This is a genomic window from Mucilaginibacter sp. OK283, from assembly GCF_900110415.1.
Taxonomy (GTDB): Bacteria; Bacteroidota; Bacteroidia; order Sphingobacteriales; family Sphingobacteriaceae; genus Mucilaginibacter.
Genome location: NZ_FODR01000007.1, coordinates 233,316 through 251,429 on the forward strand (window position 1 = coordinate 233,316; position 18,114 = coordinate 251,429).

Annotated in this window: 9 protein-coding genes; 3 read left to right on the forward strand and 6 right to left on the reverse strand. The window is 43.5% G+C overall.

Translation table 11 applies throughout. The features are described from left to right. The first annotated feature begins 30 nt into the window (after positions 1-30). Positions 31-1,074: a metal-dependent hydrolase gene (locus tag BMX56_RS17595; protein ID WP_090650909.1), complete on the forward strand. Its 1,044-nt coding sequence runs from the start codon at positions 31-33 to the stop codon at positions 1,072-1,074. Between the two features lie 2 nt (positions 1,075-1,076). Continuing rightward, complete coding sequence (gene cls, locus BMX56_RS17600; protein ID WP_090650912.1) at positions 1,077-2,522, forward strand: cardiolipin synthase; 1,446 nt, start codon at positions 1,077-1,079, stop codon at positions 2,520-2,522. Here cls and BMX56_RS17605 read toward each other — a convergent pair whose 3' ends face one another. The 5 genes from BMX56_RS17605 to BMX56_RS17625 form a co-directional block, all read right to left on the reverse strand. Further along, entirely contained in the window at positions 2,523-3,332 is an 810-nt protein-coding gene (locus tag BMX56_RS17605; RefSeq protein WP_090650915.1) for a DUF4249 domain-containing protein, read from the reverse strand. After that, positions 3,323-6,139 (reverse strand): TonB-dependent receptor, encoded by a 2,817-nt coding sequence (locus tag BMX56_RS17610; RefSeq protein WP_090651073.1) that lies wholly within the window; start codon positions 6,137-6,139, stop codon positions 3,323-3,325. Before BMX56_RS17610 ends, BMX56_RS17605 begins: the two co-directional genes overlap by 10 nt. A gap of 231 nt (positions 6,140-6,370) precedes the next feature. Further along, entirely contained in the window at positions 6,371-7,075 is a 705-nt protein-coding gene (locus tag BMX56_RS17615) for a LytR/AlgR family response regulator transcription factor (protein WP_225976395.1), read from the reverse strand. Beyond that, on the reverse strand, positions 7,072-8,103 hold the full coding sequence (locus tag BMX56_RS17620) for a sensor histidine kinase (protein ID WP_090650921.1): 1,032 nt from the start codon (positions 8,101-8,103) through the stop codon (positions 7,072-7,074). Before BMX56_RS17620 ends, BMX56_RS17615 begins: the two co-directional genes overlap by 4 nt. Before the next feature lie 630 nt (positions 8,104-8,733). Then, positions 8,734-12,297: a VCBS repeat-containing protein gene (locus tag BMX56_RS17625; RefSeq protein ID WP_090650924.1), complete on the reverse strand. Its 3,564-nt coding sequence runs from the start codon at positions 12,295-12,297 to the stop codon at positions 8,734-8,736. Between the two features lie 234 nt (positions 12,298-12,531). Between BMX56_RS17625 and BMX56_RS17630 the strand changes: the two genes are divergently transcribed. Further along, positions 12,532-13,851, forward strand: a complete 1,320-nt coding sequence (locus tag BMX56_RS17630) for a vanadium-dependent haloperoxidase (RefSeq protein WP_090650927.1) — start codon at positions 12,532-12,534, stop codon at positions 13,849-13,851. 156 nt (positions 13,852-14,007) lie between these two features. On the opposite strand, the gene BMX56_RS17635 is transcribed toward BMX56_RS17630, so the two are convergent. Next, entirely contained in the window at positions 14,008-17,997 is a 3,990-nt protein-coding gene (locus tag BMX56_RS17635; RefSeq protein WP_255369865.1) for a hybrid sensor histidine kinase/response regulator transcription factor, read from the reverse strand. Positions 17,998-18,114 lie beyond the last annotated feature (117 nt).

An 18,114-nucleotide genomic window follows, 5' to 3' on the forward strand; every position in this document is an offset into this window, starting at 1 on the left:
CATTATCAAAACAAAATATAAAACCGGCCAATGGATTCAGTTACCCATATTACTTTAGGAGCCTGCATTGGCGAACTTGTATTGGGTAAAAAATTGGGCAAACAGGCACTGTTATGGGGGGCTGTAGCTCAAAGCCTGCCCGATATTGATAGTGCCGGGGCTTTGTTTCTTCCGCCTGAACAGGCGCTTTTGGCTCATCGCGGTATAACCCATTCCTTCGTTTTCGCAGTAGTTGTCGGCCTGGCCTTAACCTTTTTGGTCCGGCGGATACATCATAAGGTTTACCTGCCGTTTATTATGCTTGCGCTATTTTTTTGTATGCAATTAATGCTGCACGATTTGTTGGATACCTGTAATGCCTACGGTACCGGCCTGCTGGAACCGTTTAGCCATCAGCGGTTTTCGGTTAACCTGCTTTATGTGGCCGACCCTTTATTTACCATAGGTTTGCTTGTAGCCTTCGTAGTTTTGGTATTAAAAAACATCAATTATCAAGGCCGTACGAAATGGGCTTTTGCTGCGATGATGCTCTCCGGTTTATATTTATGCTTAGCCGGTTTTAGTAAATTGTACATAAGCGGCAGGGTACAGGCAACATTGGAAAAAGATCAGGTCCAACCAGGCTATTTAATTACACCAGCACCCTTTACCAGCATGCTTTGGTATATTGTAGCGCCCATAAACAATGGCTATAACACGGCCTACAGTTCGGTATTTGATGGTAACGATAACGCGTTGAATTACCAGTTCCATGCTAAAGATGAAGGGTTATTAAGCAACATTCAAAATAAAGAATTAATAAATAGCCTCATCACATTTTCAAACGGGTACTATACTATAAACAAGGCCGGAAACAACACCAATATAAATGTGTTGCGGTTTGGGCAGATACAAGGCTGGGCAGTGGCCGATGCACCTTTCGCGTTTAGTTACCCGCTGGTTGCCGGTAAAAACCAGGCCATGTTGCTGCAGAAAGGCCGCCTGAGTGGCTGGGACGGTCATTCGCTTAAAATTTATATAAAGCGGATACTGGGCAAAACAGTTATTGAGAATAAACCTAATCACAAAATTTAAAAATGAACTGGTATTTACCCGCAATTGGCATTTATCTTATTCTGGTTGTTTTCGTTTGCTTTCGTATTTTGTATGACATCCGGTCGGCAACTAAAACTTTCGCGTATTTGCTTATTACCATTCTTGTGCCGGTAGTTGGTATGGCTATTTATTTTGCTGTGGGCGCCAATTACCGGAAAAATAAATTGTACTCCAAAAAAATTGTGAGCGATAGTAAATTACGTGCCGAGATTCGCGAAAAGATTGTACAGGAATCGGAGAAGACATGGAATACTGGTGACGACGATTTAAAAGGCCGTAAAAAGCTTGCCCATATGCTGCTAAATGATAATAGCCCCTTAACCAGCAATAACGATGTAAAACTGTATATCAACGGCGAAGAAAAATTCCCCGATGTAATAACCGCTTTAAAAAATGCCAAACACCATATCCACATGGAATATTATATTTATGAGGATGGCGACATTGGTAACCAGATAAAAGATATCCTAATTAAAAAAGCAGCCGAAGGGGTAAGGGTCCGTTTTATTTATGACGATTTCGGAAGCCGCTCTATACGCCACACCCTGGTGCCCGAATTAATAGCCGGCGGTGTGGAGGCTTACCCTTTTTATAAGATCCTGTTTATCGCACTCTCCAACCGGACAAATTACCGCAATCATCGGAAGATTATTGTGATTGATGGCTGCACGGGCTTTGTAGGTGGCATTAACGTAAGCGACAGGTACATCAATAACAACGGCAAAAAGCAAGTATACTGGCGCGATACGCATGTCCGTATCAATGGCCCCGGGGTATATTACCTGCAATACCTTTTTATATGCGACTGGAATTTTAGCGCGGGTAAAAAGCTGAAACTGGAGAAGGATTTTTTCTGTTCGACAGAAAGCGCTAAAGGCGAAGCCATTGTACAAATTGCTGCCAGCGGGCCCGACTCGGATATTCCTACCATCATGTTCTCCCTAATCCAGGCTATTGGCATGGCCGAAGAAGAGCTGCTGATAACGTCGCCATATTTTATCCCCGGCGAAAGTGTTTTGGATGCAATTAATGTGTCTGCCCGTAGTGGGGTTAAAATTAAGCTGCTCGTACCAGGCAAGTCAGATTCAGCGTTGGTTAACGCCGCGTCGAGGTCATATTACCGCGAAATGCTCGACGCAGGCGTTGAGGTATATTTATACAAAAAAGGATTTGTACACGCCAAAACCCTGGTAGCCGATGGGCAACTGGCCATTGTTGGCACTGCCAATATGGATCAACGAAGTTTTGAACTGAATTTTGAGGTTAACAGCATAATATATGATGATAAAATAGCAGGCCAGTTAAGAGATGTTTTTTACACAGATATTAAAGATGCCGTTAAAATAAATCCCAAAACCTGGGCCAAACGTACCCTGTTTAAACAACTGCCCGAAAAGCTAATCAGGCTTTTATCGCCGTTGTTGTAGCTATTGCGTTGTCACCCTTAAACTCAAGGTATCTGTTTGCATCGCCGTAAAAATGCCCAGGCCATTGGTAACGTTGGTGGGCTCGTTGAGCAAAGCCTGTGAATCGCGGGTGATATTGGTTGTCAGTATATTGATGTATTCCTGGTTTACCCGCATTAATATCACTTTATAATGGCCGTAATAGTTAAATGACGATTGTACCAGGTTGTAATAAGATGCGCGCTCCGCGTTAATCTGGAAGCTGGGCTTATTATCACTGCGGATGTAAGATATATAATAGGGGTCGTTATCAAGGTTTTTGAACACCAACAGGTGGTACAGCGAATCGGGGTTGCTCCACTTAATGGTGGCCCTTGCCACATCGGCATATAAAGGGTTGATAGTGCTGGGAACATGAAATATACTATCCGATAGGGTAAAATCTGCAGGTTTGCCCGGCATAATAGTAGTAGCGCTGACTGCTACTCCGGCATAGGTAAACTGCATGGTATACGTTTTACCCGTGGTGATAAACGATTGATCGGCATAGGTATATGTGCCGCTTGCGCTTTCGGTTAGCTTGACGCTTTTGCTGCCATCAGATACGCTGATGCTTAAACCTGTAAGTGCCGCGCCGTAAGTTGTAGTATCGGTAAGGGCCTTTTGCTGGTAAACTTTGATACTTAATACCCGGCCGGGGATAAGGTATGATTCTACCACCGGTTTATTGGTAGCCAGTATATCCGACTGATTTTTTTTACACGATGCCAGCAGTATTAAACTGCCTATTAAGCTCAATGCGATATAGCGTGTATATGTTTTTATTTCCATCTTAAGCTGAGTGTTAGGTTGGGGGTAAAGCCCAGGTAATTTACATTGGTGGTTATCACCTGGTTGTTTTGCACCTGGTACTCTTTATACCAGGTATTGGTATGGTTGTAAACGTTGAAGAACGACAGGCCTATCGAACCTACTTTGTGACCATCAATCTTCAGCAGATCATATGATACCGACATATCCAAACGGTGGTATGCAGGCAGGCGTTCGCCGTTTTTGTCGCTGATGTTCAGGTAAGTTTTACTGTTGCCATCGGCTGTTTGAATGGTGTAAGTTGATAGGGGGGCAGTATACGGCCTGCCGGTACTGAACAGGAATGTTGCTGCAAAGTTAAACCTGTTGTAATGGTACATATTGATGGATTTAAACTCATGTCTTACATCCTGGTTAGCGTCGTAATAATAATCGCCAAAGGCGGCAAATTTATTCTGGGCTTTGGCAAGTGTATAACTTACCCAGCCGGTGTAGTTGCCCAGCTTTTTTTGTATCAGCAGTTCAACACCGGCATCGCGACCGGTACCTGTATAAAAATCTTCAGTAACAGTTTGTGTTTGCGGTGCGGCCATCCGGAAGCCACCGCCACCTGTTTGGGTTTGTTTCACTGTGTATTGCGTAAGCCCGGTTAAAGTTTTGTAATAGCTTTCTACACTAATCAAAAATTCATCATTTTCATAGCTAAGGCCGCCTATATAATGCCTGGCCATACCAACCGGGATATTGCTGCCGTTGGATAACACCCAAAAGTTACGGTCGCCGGCAAGGATGTCTTGCCGTATCACCTGGTTTTCAAACTGGTAAAACTGCCCGGTAGCACCCTTTACCGTAAAATGCTCGTTCAAATTATAACTGGCCGATACACGGGGTTCAAAATAAGGCTTGCCAGTTGGGCCGTAATAGCTGGCCCGCAAGCCTGGCTGTATATGGAAGTTGTTGTTTGGGTCGATAGAAAGCTCGGCATAAACACCTTCCAGCATGGCGTTGTTATGTTGGTTAATCAGTTTGCCGGTATCGTTTTGGGTGTATTCGTAATCAATTTTTTTGTAGTTAACAAAGCCGCCAAAAAGCAGCTTGTAGGTTTCGCCGGCTTGCCATTCCCATTCAGATTTGTAGCCAACATCTTTAAGGTGATTAGTTTCTACCGTGCTGTTGCTAAAGGTGTGGGCAATGCCATTACTATCCAGCAATGAGCCACCCGAACTGGCGCGTTCCCGGTTGTTGAAATAGGAGGAGTAGGTAATGTAATTGTTGGAGTATAGTTTTTTACCCCACTGCCTGAACCATTTTACACTGCCGCCAAGATTGCCGTATTTGGTGTAATCGGTAATGCCAATTCCGCTGCCCGATCCTGAAAGGCCCGGAGGCAAGCCAAGGGTACGGCTGTTATCGGTTTTATCGGTTCCGGAATAATAGCTTACCGAAAGTTTATCCTTATCGCTGATGGTATATGTGTATTTGGCGTTGGCATCGTAAAAATACGAGGCCGGCGTTACCTGGTTGGCAAAGCCGCCACCACCACGGCCGCCAAAACCGCCGCCACCAAAACCACCGCCCTGCGATGTTGTTGTCTGGTTAAACTGGTTAAATATCTTGTTATAAAAAGGCCCCTGGTATGACCGCCTGATGGAAAGCAACAGTGTTTCATTTTTTGATAACGGTGTCTCCAGGAAGCCGCTCGCGCTTAGTAAGCTCAGGTCGACACCCATATTGGTTTCGTTTTTATTGCCTTCTTTGCCGTTAATTTCGGTAACGCTTGATAGCCTGCCGCCGTATTTGGAGGTAAAGCCGCCTTTATAAAGCTGCACATCCTTAACTGCACTGGCGTTGAAGGCGCTAAAAAAGCCGTATAAGTGATCAACCTGGTAAACGGTAAAGCCATCCAGTAAAACCAGGTTTTGATCGGGCGTACCCCCGCGCACATAGGCCCCGGATGATGATTCGTTTGTGCCGCTCACGCCAGGCATCAGCTGAAAGGCACGCAGAATGTCCTTGTCGCCCATGGTTGGCAGCTTATCTAAATTTGCCGGCGAAAGCTGGAGCACGCCCACCTGCCTGCTATCAGTGTTCATAACTCCGCTTTTTTTGCCGGTAATATTAACTTCATTTAAGGTGTTTAGCGATGTGTACAGCCCGCATATAAGCGTATTGTTGATTTTATCGCTGCTAAGCCTGAAATAGTCTGTTTGGTAGCCCGAATAGGATACCTCGACAACACAGGTATCTGAGGGTACCCGTAAAAAAGTAAAGTAACCATCAGAATTACTCATTGCCGTGAGGTCGGAGTTCCGGATCTTCACCGAAGCAGATGGAAGCGACTCGCCGGTTAGCTGATCGATCACCCGCCCGTTTATGCTGAACATAAAATGCTTGGGGGCTATCTTTGGCGCTATGTCCGGGTCGTCATCATCGGTCTTTTTACGTTTTATTTTGGCATTCGCCGCCTGCAACGAAAGTTGGTTTAGTTTTTTCAGCCGGGCCAGGTCGTCGGTGTTTTTGAGGATGTAAATGGTGCCGGTAGATTCAATCCAGTACTTCAAATCGTGTTCCTGGCAAACCTGTTTGATAATGTTTTTTAAAGGCTCTTCAAAAAAATGCTCAACCACATCCATACCTTCCAGTTGGTTTTTATCATACACAATACGGATCTGGTAGGTGGTTGATATAGTATCAAGCATTTGATCAAGCGTGCACAAAAAAAAGTGGTTGACGATAATGTCTTTTAGCTTTTTTTGTGTTTGCTGCGCCTGTGTGGCCGAATGGCCTAAAGCTACGATGGTAAATAACAATAAGGAAAATCTCTTCATCAGGGGGTACATTTTCTTTGCAACGAAATTGCACCCTATTTTCATCCACTTAAAATAAATGCGACATCAGGAGAGCTTGTGTAGATAAATGGGGGGAATGTGTAGTGGGTTTTAGTTCATGGGTAATGGATCATTGTTCATGGCAGCAGCTATAACATGCTACATACCTTGATCTATGAAATGAAGATGTTTTTTTGCACCACGAACAATGATCCATGAACTATGAACCAATCACACCTTCCCAATCATTTTATTAATCACCTCCCTGTAGCTGTCGCTTAGGGGCACTTCGGTGTTGATGAGTTTAATTCGGGCTCTGCGTAGCTGGGATACGTGCTGCAGGTTTACCACGAATGATTTATGCACCCGGAAAAACTGCTCGGCAGGCAATTGCAATTCCACAGCTTTAAGGCTGATGCGCGACAAAACCGGTTTTTGCTGATTGGTGAAATGAACTTTTACATAGTCTTTTAGCCCTTCAATATATTCCACCTGGTCAAAACTTATTTTGATGAGGTTATAATCGGCATGCAAAAAGAAATAGTTTTTTACCACAGGCTGGGGTACATAACTCCGGCGAAGTTCAAACAGGTCGATAGCTTTGTGGCAGGCTTTTAAAAACCTATCCAGCGGTACCGGTTTTACCAGGTAATCAATCACATCCAGTTCAAAACCTTCCAGTGCAAATTTTTCATAAGCCGTTACAAATATTACCATGGGGCGCTGGGTAAGGCTTTTAATAAGCTGTAAACCATTGATACCGGGCATATAGATATCGCAAAATATCAGGTCGATCTGCTCCTTTTGCATAGCCAGGATGGCTTCGCCGGCATTGCGGCAGCGTGCAGCTATTTGTATACTATGTACGTGTTTCAGGTTATCTTCCAGCAGGTCAAGGGCCAGCGGTTCGTCGTCAATAATCAGGCATCTCATCATTTAAGTTCAATTTGCAGCATCACAATGTAGGTTTGCTCGTTTTTATTGATGTATAAGTTGTGTTTACTGGGGTAAAGCAGTTCCAGTCGTCGTTTTACGTTGGCTAAACCGATTCCGCTATCATTATCCTTTTGCTTTTCGGCCGCGTTATACACGTTTTGTACCGTAAACCGCAGTGTTTCTTCATCGGCAAAAAGCGTAACCGCAATATCGGGCCTGGCAATATCGCCGGTACCATGTTTAAAGGCATTCTCCACAAAAGGGATCAGCAGCATGGGCTCGATGGTTTTGTCCGGGGCTTTTATATCCGATTTAAAGTAAATTTTTACCTGGTCGCCAAAGCGCAGCTGTTGAAGGTTGATATAGCTGCGCAGGTAATCTTCTTTTTTTTGCACCGTTACCATTTCGGCATCGGTAACATACAGCATGTAGCGCAATAATTGGGATAACTGTATCAGCGTAGGTTCAACTGCCGCAGGATTTATCCTGGATAACGCCACAGCACTATTGATGACATTAAATATAAAGTGCGGACTGATCTGCGAACGCAGAAAAGCCAGTTCGGACAGGAGCGAGGCATTGGTGATATCCTTCTTTTTATTCATCGCCCTAAACTGATCGGCAAGGTAATGGTAGGCAAAACTTCCGGCAGTTATAGATAGTAACGGAAATAGCACAAATGAAGGCCCATGTGGTGCATGGCCTTCCATATCTTTGATATTAGGTAATGGGAAATACGGCCTGGCATACAACAACACCACATTAAATACTGCCACGGAAGCCAGCAAAGCCAAAAAATAAAACCAGATATTCTTTTTTAACACCCTGGGGATGAGTAAAAAAGCGTTCAGGTAAAATTCGGAGGCAAGCACCAGGTTGAAAACAATAATGCGCCCGGGCGAGAAAAAGTGTTGAGGCATGCCCCGCATGTCTGGCCGCGAGATAATAGGGGTATAAATAATAAGCGCCCAAAACAGCAGGTGAATACACACCTCGATAATAAGCGCCGGCTTTATGCGGTTAAACATGCGGGCTAAGGTAAACGCATTTCCTCATCGTTGTAAATACAATAGACGAGCGGCTTAAATGTGCCGACGAAAGGGCTTTTCAGGTTGTAGTTGTTAGTTTGCAGTTGCCGGTTTATAGCTGTTTTTAACAAAAGCAATGGTGATGAGTGCGGTAACCGATGCAGTAGATAATTTACATACGAGATAAAAAAATTACATGCAGAAAAGCCTTAAAACATGACTGGGGTTAGATAACGCCATTATGCCACACAGAGCATGACGAATTTTCCCGGTTTGGAGGTATTGTGTGTCATTATTACACAATAATAGTAGAGTAATTTCCACAAACTCACACGCAACTTTAAATTAAGTGCTGTTTTAAACGTTTTAACCCACATTTAATAATTGGCATTGCAATTGAATATAACTTAATATCCTTCTCAAAGGATTGTTTTTCATAGGTAGATGTAAAGGCCGATAAAACTGCGAGAGTTTTTCGGCCTTATTTGTTTACCGCTGGCAAATTCTGCTCCCTTTAACCCCCTTGGGTGACCTGATTACTTTAAACGTTTTGTATAATCGGGTTCGCACGCCGTTTTGATTAGGCTATTGCTTGCCGGATATTAATAGGTTTGCTGTTTTAAATTGCCTTTAGTCATTCATCATCCTTTTTTTGCCGTTATAACTGGTTATCGTAATCCTCGCCACATCGGCGCCGACCTGCAAATTACGCGATGACTGTGACAGGTAGGTTGAGCCATAGTAAAACTCCACCCTTTTCTTGCCGCCGTTTTTATAGATGATATCTGCATAAAAATCATCGGCTTTTAGTTTGATGTACTTTTTAGGTTGAATGCCCATGCCGGTTTGCCTGTAAGCCTTAAGGCTATCCTGGTTCTGTGTGGCAACTAAAACATCACCTCCTTTAGCGGATTGTACGGTGGCCAATCCCTTGGCATCGCCGTTAATAAACAGGCCGCTTTTAGCTACAGATAGGGGAGCGAAGCTGCCTTTGCCATTACCTTTCAAATACAAGCCCATAAAGGCATCATGCCGCCCGGTAAACGGCTCCATGCCAAAATCATTACCCGCCATTACCAGGTCCAGGTTGCCGTCCTGGTCAATATCTTTTGCAACTATACCGTATACGGGTGCCATTTGTGTGGCTAATGGCATTGGGCTTATTGTAAACTTGCAGTTTCCTTTATTGGTAATAAAGCTGGTGTTCATATCAGAGGCTTTCATAATCACCGCGTTTTCTTTGTCTTTTTCGCTCCATAAATCGTCCATAGTAGCTTTGCCGAAGCCCCTGTAGCTTGGGTATTTTTTGCGGATAGATATCAGCTGGCTTATCAAATCGTCGCGTGTGTGCATCGGGAAGGGCTTTTGCAAACCGTCCTCGGCCTTCATGTAGCAAAATATCATAGCATCAAATGATCCGTTGCCATCAAGGTCTTTACCCATAATGGTCATTGGTTGTTCAAAAGTTGCTTTGTAATTTGAGTTTTGTCCCAGGTTGCCTGCAACATAATCCACCTGGCCATCGTTATTAAAATCACCGGCAACAATGCTGTTCCACCAGCCAACGTGGTTGTCAATTCCCGTTTTTATTTTGGTAAAACCGTTACCGGTATTTTTGTAAAAGGTTACCGGCATCCATTCGCCCACAACAACAAGGTCAACCTGCCCGTCGTTATCAAAATCAGACCATAGCGCATCGGTAATCATCCCGCCGTGAACCAGTTCGGGACAAAGCTGTGCGGTTACGTCGGTAAATTTGCCGCCATCGTTTCTGAAAATATGGCTCACCGGCGATGATGGGTAAGCGCCCGAAACAGATCGTCCACCCACAAACAGGTCAAGGTCGCCATCGTGGTCAAAATCGGCGGCCCGTACGCACGAGCCATTATCGTACTCAACCGGCACTGCGCCAAAGTTTTTGGTAAACTGGCCCTTGCCATTGTTGATATATAGGCGGTCTTGCGCGGTAGTATGGTCTTTCGGGAACTCGTAGCTGCCGCTAACCACATATAAATCAAGGAAACCGTCGCCATTGGCATCAAACAACAGCGCGCCCATATCTTCTTCCTCCTTGAAACTATCGTTTAAAAAACGATTGTTGTCCATGGTAAACTTACCGTCGGCACCCTGCATAAAAAACACGCCTTTATTGCCTGCAGCCCCGCCAACATAAAAATCGTCGTAGCCGTTGTTATCTACATCACCTACAGCTATAGATGGCCCATACTGGCTTAGTTTATGCGGTAGGGTTGGTTGGATGTTATAATCAATGGCATCTTTTTCCTGGTGCACATATTTGATACCCAATTGGTTTGCTGCTGATTGGAATACCGGTGCACTCTCCAAATGAAGCTGGGGGCTGTAACTGCCTGAACCGTTTTTGTATTGCAGGGTGATAGTTTGATTTGCCTTGATGTTTTTTACCAATTCGGTTTTGCCATCTGCCCAGCGGATGCGCAACGAATCAATTTCATTAGCAGTGCCGATACCGAAATGTGCTTTGGCATCATCGGTGCTCATATAGCCGCGGCAGGGTTGCTGGTCGTAAAATTGTTGCTTGCCCTGGTAGTAAATACGCATGGTTGCACCAATGCCGCCAAGGTTTTTACTATCGCCCGTTAGCTTAACGGTGAGGTAATGGTGCGTTTTATCTACCTGTGTTTTGCTGTTTAGTGTGTTTTCGTAAATGAAGGCATCGTCATCAATATTGTTGATCACCAGGTCGAGGTCGCCATCGTTATCAAGGTCGGCATAAACGCCGCCGGTTGAAAAAGTTGGTTTAACAATACCCCAGTTTTTCGACTGGTCGGCAAACATATAGCCGCCCTGGTTTTTAAAAGCATAGCTGGCCGTTTTAACAACCGGGAACGAGTCGGCTGCGGCCAACGTGCGGTTTTCCTTTACCGTGCGGCCCTGGTCGTTACTGTACAAGGCATGGTCCAGGTCGGTTACGTCTCGGGGGTAGCCGTTGGTAATCACCATGTCGCGGTAGCCGTCATTATCAAAATCGGCCACCAACGGCGTCCAGCTCCAATCGGTTTGGTAAATGCCGGCCATGTAGGCTATATCGCTAAACTGGGTGTGCTCCAGTGGCGTTTGTCCCTGGTTTAACTGCAACACGTTACGGATATATTGATGCTCGTAATTAAACTTTTGGTTGTTGATGTAGGTAATGTAGTTATCGCCCATCAGCATGGTTTTTTTGCGCACATTTTCTTCGGGCAGCATCTCTAACGACACCAGGTCGGGCAGGCCGTCGTTGTTGATGTCTACCATATCCGAGCCCATTACCGACCAGCCGGTATGTTTAAAATAGTCGCCCGCGCGATTGGTAAACGTCCCGTTTTTATTGTTGATGTATAGCACATCGTTTGATATAAAGTCATTGCCTACATAAATATCAGGCCAGCCGTCGTTGTTAATATCTGTTACCGATACCGAGTTGCCAAAGCCCTCAATTAAAATGCCTGCCTCTTTAGTAACATTGCTAAATGTGCCGTTACCGTTGTTGTGGTAAAGGCGGTCGTTATTTTCGGCGCTGCCATCGGTCAGTTTAGGACGATAAGCTACAGGGGTGGTTTTGCCTAAAAAGTTTGTCAGCAGGTACATATCCAGGTCGCCATCATGGTCGTAATCAAAAAATATGGCTTGCGTGCTGTAGCCATTATCATCTAAGCCGTATGCCTTTGCTTCGTCCTTAAAGGTGGGTATACCATCCTTATTGTTGCCCTGGTTAATGTACAGCATGTTACGGCGCTGTTCGGGATTTGATTTAAACGATGCGCATACATAAATATCCATTTTGCCATCGTTATTAATATCCACAACAGATACACCCGCGCTCCATTTGCCTTCGCCATCAACGCCGGCAGTACTGGTTATATCGGTAAATTTTAAGTCGCCTTTGTTGAGGAATAGCTTGTTGGCCACCATGTTGCCTGCAAAGTAAACGTCGGGCAGGCCATCGTTATTAAAATCGCCTATGCCCACGCCTGCGCCGTTGTACAAATAAGGATGGTTAAGAATGTTGATGCTGTCGCTTGGGCTTAGGGTATTCTTAAAATCGATTCTGGTTTGCGATGCATCCAAGAGTTTAAAGAGAGTAGGCCCATCCTGCCTGCGCGAGCAACCAGCGGCCAAAAAAAACAATAGTATAAGGGCGGGTTTAAACTTAATGAGTAAAGGTTTTATCATGTAATTACAGTAAAAATTTAATAATGGTTTACGCTTTGGTTAAGCTTTAACTTATTGAACGCTATATAGTAAGCGTACGTAAAGAAAATGGATTTTGATATAACAGATTCTGCAAATCATATCAATATTTCGTCAAATTGTATCGCTCAATATATGTTTGTGGATTTCCTGTTAGCTTTGATGAATAGCCTATCCGGGCCAATTAACCTTTATTAATTTTATCAAAACTCATGTATGAATAAACTTTACTTTACTGTTTTTGCCGTCACCTTGTTATTTGGCTGTAGTAAAAATAGCGGGTGGAAAAAATCAGCCGAAAACCCCAATTACATACATAGGTCGGTACGCGAGGTTAGCGAGGTAATGCTGCATGATATTTATTCGCCGCCGGTGGCAAGCCGCATTTACGCTTATATTACCGTTGCAGGGTACGAGGCCGCACGTAACGGCAACACAAACTACTTGTCCCTTGTGGGCCAGGTAAAAGGTTTGGATTCAATCCCCAAACCGGAAGCCGGCAAAACATATTGCTACAATTTGGCCGCAGCGCATGCCATTTTAACGGTTGGGAAAATCCTGGTCATGTCGGAAGGCCGGATAGAGGCTTTCCACAGCGGGTTGATGGATGAATTTAAAAATACCGGCATGCCCGATGAAGTATACCAAAACTCGATAGCTTATGGAAAATTGATTGCCGGCCGGATTATTAAATGGGCGGGCAAGGATAATTATAAGCATACCCGTTCGTTATCAAAATACGATGTGCAAACAGACGATGCCACCTGGAAGCCGACACCACCGGCCTATATGAAAGGGGTGGAGCCGCACTGGAACGAAATACGTCCATTTTTACTGGATTCGGCACAACAGTTTAAGCCTGTAAAAGCGGTGGATTTTTCGAAGGAACCCACCAGTTATTTTTATAAACTGGCTGTTGCTGTTAGAGAGGCCGGCCAGCATTTAACACCAGAGCAAAGCGCTATAGCTACTTATTGGGACGATAACCCGTTTAAGGTTAATACCAATGGGCATACCATGTTTGCTACCAAAAAAATATCGCCCGGGGGCCATTGGATAAACATTGCCGGGTTGGTTTGCCGCCAGGCTAAAGCCGACTACGTCCGTTCGGCTGAAACCTATGCCTGCCTGGCTGTTGTAATTGCCGATAGCTTTATTAATTGCTGGGACGAAAAATACAAAAGCAAAGTTATTCGCCCCGAAACCTATATTAACCAATACATTGATCAAAACTGGATGCCGTTGTTGCAAACCCCACCATTCCCCGAGTATACCAGCGGGCATAGCGTAGTTTCAAATGCATCGGCAGTGATGCTCGGCAAGCTGTTTGGCGACAATCTTGCTTTTACCGACTCCACCGAGGTGGAGTTTAGCATCCCGGCGCGGAAGTTCAAATCATTTAAAGCCGCCGCCGATGAGGCAGCTATCAGCCGGTTTTACGGCGGTATTCATTATATGCCATCCATTGTAAATGGCATTGACGAAGGGAGACGTATCGGAAACTTCGCGATCAACAAGCTAAAGACACGTAATTAGTATCAGCTATCAAGACAGCTACCTTTTTAGTATCAAGTAGCAAGTATCGAGACAGCCGCCTTTTTTAGTATCAAGCATCACGATAGCCGCAAATACATAGTGGTAAAATTTAAGTCCAAAATCTTGATACTTGATACTAACTACTTGGTACTATTATTAATAAGTTTTAATCTTCTGATTCTTTTTATTTTGTTGATACTCGGTAGGGGTGGTACCAAATTGTTTCAAAAAGTTACGGCCCAGGTGCGATTGTGAGCTGTAACCTACCATATTGGCAACTTCATAAACCTTATAATCGCCATCTTCAAGCAGTTTTGCAGCTGCCTTAAGGCGGGTTATATTAATCAGTTCGTTAATGGTTAGGTTTGATATAGCCTTAATTTTACGGTACAACGTAGGCTTACTCATATTCATCAGGCTGGCAATATGCTCCACATCAAGGTCGGGATTTTGAATGTTGTGATTAATCACTGCGTTAAGCTTATCCAAAAAACTTTCGTCCGGTTTGGAGTAGGCCATGGTTTTAATATTCGCCAGCGGCGAACTTGCAAAATGGTCTTTGATTTTATTGCGGTTGATAAGCAGATTGGCTATTTGCACCTGTAAATGCTCGGGAGAAAACGGTTTTTCGATATAGGCATCTGCACCTACCTCCAGACCTTCTATTTTGCTTTGCAGGGTGTTTTTTGCCGTGAGTAATATAATAGGGATGTGGCTGTAATCAAATGTAGTTTTGATGCGCTTGCATAATTCAAAGCCATCAATTCCCGGCATCATCACATCGCTGATAATAAGCTGGATGTTTTCAATTTCTATCATATCCAACGCTTCCTGGCCGTTTAATGCTTTTATTACAGCATATTTATCGCTCAGGTCATCCGAAATAAAATCAAGTATCTCGGGATTGTCATCTACCAAAAGTATAATCGGTTTCATAAAGTCAAAATTTTCTTCTTTAATAGAATCGGTTAGTTCATAATCGTCGGGAGTGTTGTGCAGGTCAAATTCCTTCTCCTGGTGAATAGGCAAGGTTAAGTTAAAAATATTGAAATCGTTGATTGATTTATTCAGCACCAATAATCCTTTGTGCAATTCGGCAAGGGAACGCGACAGGGAGAGGCCTATCCCTGTGCCAATTTGTTTTTCTGATTCCTTCATCCTGAAGAAGGGCTCAAAAATCTTTTCACGCATTTCGTAAGGCACAATGTAACCGTTGTTTCTTATTTCAATGGTAAATGTATTATCGCCGGGTTCGGGCTTCAGCAGTTCCACCTCTATAGCGTTTTCGCCATATTTAATGGCGTTATTGATCAGGTTACTTATTATTTTGGTAAATGCTTCAATATCAACATAGGCATACAAGGTTTTATCTACACATATTAGGGTGTAACGTTGCCCTTTTTGCTCGGTTAGGGGCTTAAACCTTAAAAATATATCGGCCAGCAAATCGGCTATGTTTGTTTTTACAAAACTCAGGCTAAAACCATTGGTTTCTGTTTTCCTGAAATCAAGCAACTGGTTTGTCAGATCGAGCAGCCTGTTGGTGTTTTTCTCCATAATCTTCAGGTTATTCTGAATCTCGGGTACGTGCTCAGATCTTTTGATCACCTTTTCCATCGGCCCTTTTATAAGGGTTAGCGGAGTACGTATTTCATGTGCTACATTGGTAAAAAACTCAATTTTGGCATTATATATCTGTTTTTCCTTGTCGCTCTCCAGTATCTCTATCAATCGTTTATTGCGCTGTTTGTTGCGGTTGTGGTACTGCCTTAACAGGTAATAGCCAGTTAAAATAACCAGCACTGTATACAGTGCATAGGCCCAGGAACTTGCCCAAAAAGGCGGCGCAATGTTTATTTCAAGGGCTGTTTCTTTAGTGCTCCAAACGCCGTTATTGTTGGCAGCTTTTATTATAAAGGTATAATGGCCGGGCCGCAGCTGTGTAAAGTATACTTTGCGGTTTCGTTTTAAATCTGTCCAACCTTTGTCCAGCCCTTTCATGGTGTATTTATACTGGGTCATCTCGGGCGACGGGTAGCTCAAGGCGGCAAAATCAATGCTAAATGACGATTGGTTATAATTTAAATTAATTTTTTTTGTGTAGATGATGGATTGCCGGAGTAATGAATCGGCCCCATTTACCACTATCTCCTGGTTGTGTACCTGGAAACCGGTTATAAATACCGGGGCAACATAGTTGTTTAAGGCAAAAGCCGACGGATTAAAGCTTATCATCCCTTTAACGCAGCCAAAATACATGGTGCCATCAGTATCTTTAAATGCCGAATTGTAGTTAAACTGATCGCTTAATAAACCGTTAGCCCTGGTATAAACCTTAATGCTGTTGGTAATAATGTTAAAGCTTACCAGGCCGCGGGAGGTGCTGATCCATAAGTTTTTATGATTGTCTTCCAGCATCCTGAATACATAGTTGCTTGGTAAACCGTTATCAAGATCATAAAACTTAAAGTTTTTTTTCTCCGGATCATATCTCCATAAACCAAGACCATCCGTGGCAAACCATAAAATATGGTTACTATCCTCAAAAACACCGTTAACTGTTGATCCGTTAATAGCTTTTTTAACAGGGTATGCATCGCGGATGTGGATACTGGCATTGGTGCCGGGGTCATAAATATAAATACCATCCCTAACAGTACCTATCCAAAGTTTGCCCGAATGGTCTTCAATAATATCATAAACAAAATCGCCTCCCGGTATTTTATCAATTAATGTAAAATCGGCCTTTTTACGGTTATAAATATAAAGCCCCCTGGTAGCCCCCACGTATATAGTACCCTTCCTTGTTTTACGAAAACAAATTATGAAGTTGCTTTTGAGGTTGCTGTGTTTACCAACCAGGTAAACTTTTACCACCTTACCGCTGGGAATATCCATAACATCAACCCCGCGCTCAAAGGTGCCTATAAGCAAATTTTTGCCATCGGCTACCAGGCCGTGGATGTTGGTGTTGGTTATGTCGGTTTTGCCGCCCGGCAGGTAGTGCGTCCAGGTGCGTTTATCGGCGCTTAACTTATTCAGGCCGTAATCTTCGGTTCCCATCCAAAGATTACCGTAATCATCTTTGCAAATTTCGCGTACTACGTTCCCTTTAAGCGAGTTTTTTTCATCGCCGGGGTAATATTTGTTGAAAGTTGAATATTGTTTTGGATAATAATTTATCCCGCCAAAATAGGTGCCTGCCCAAATACCTCCCTCCACATCCCGGCATAGGGTGTACACGGCATTATCCGATATACTGTACGGGTCGTTATACTTTTTCCTTAAATTGGTAAAAGAGTTGTTAAGCACATCGTAAATAAATATTCCCGATTCGGTAGCCAGCCAAAACTGGTTATCGGCATATTTTGCAAAATCCCTTACATAAATGCCGGTTTTGTTTTTATTATTTGTCAGTACATCGGAATAAGTTCCGGTAACGCAGTCAAATATTTTAAAACCCTGACTGGTGGTACCTATAAATATTTTATTGTTGCCTGCGTTAAAAATTTTTTCAGTGAAGTAAGAGGGAGCCCAATTGGAGTGGTTAACTATGCTGTAGCTTTTAAAGGTATTGCGAACGGTGTCCAGCCGTTCAATAGTGCCGCTATTGGATGATACCCACATATAGCCGTTATTTTGCACTATACCCGAGGCTTCAAAATTTTGCAGTTTACCAAAGTCGGTTGTTTTGCCGGTTTGCGTATTATACCTGATCAGGGACGATCCTGCGATGTACCAGCAATTATTATAATGGTCAAATTCGATAGCTCTGACACCATTGGTATTTGATGGATTTACGCGGATAAAACTTTCTGTTTTGCTATCAAATTTATCAATCCCCTCATCGGTGCCCACCCATAAATTGCCGTTGTTGTCAAGCCTGAGGGCATGTACCATGTTGCTGCAAATGCTGCGTGGATTTTTAGGATTATGCCCGAAAACCCGGAATGTGTAACCATCAAAACGGTTTAAACCATCGCGGGTGCCAAACCATAAAAATCCCTGTTTATCCTGCAAACTGCAGTAAACCGTATTATTTGATAATCCCTGCTCAACCTGGTAATGCCTGAAGTAATAAGGCTGTGCATTACAGATACTGAAGGATAGTATAAATAGTAAAAAAAATAAATATGCAGGTTTCAAAATCGATCTCTTGAACAAATATAGCCATTCTGAACAAGGGTTTTCGTCTGAATAAAAATTGATACTTTTTGACTAATTATTGAGATGATTTGGTTAATAAGGAGCCCCCCTAAATCT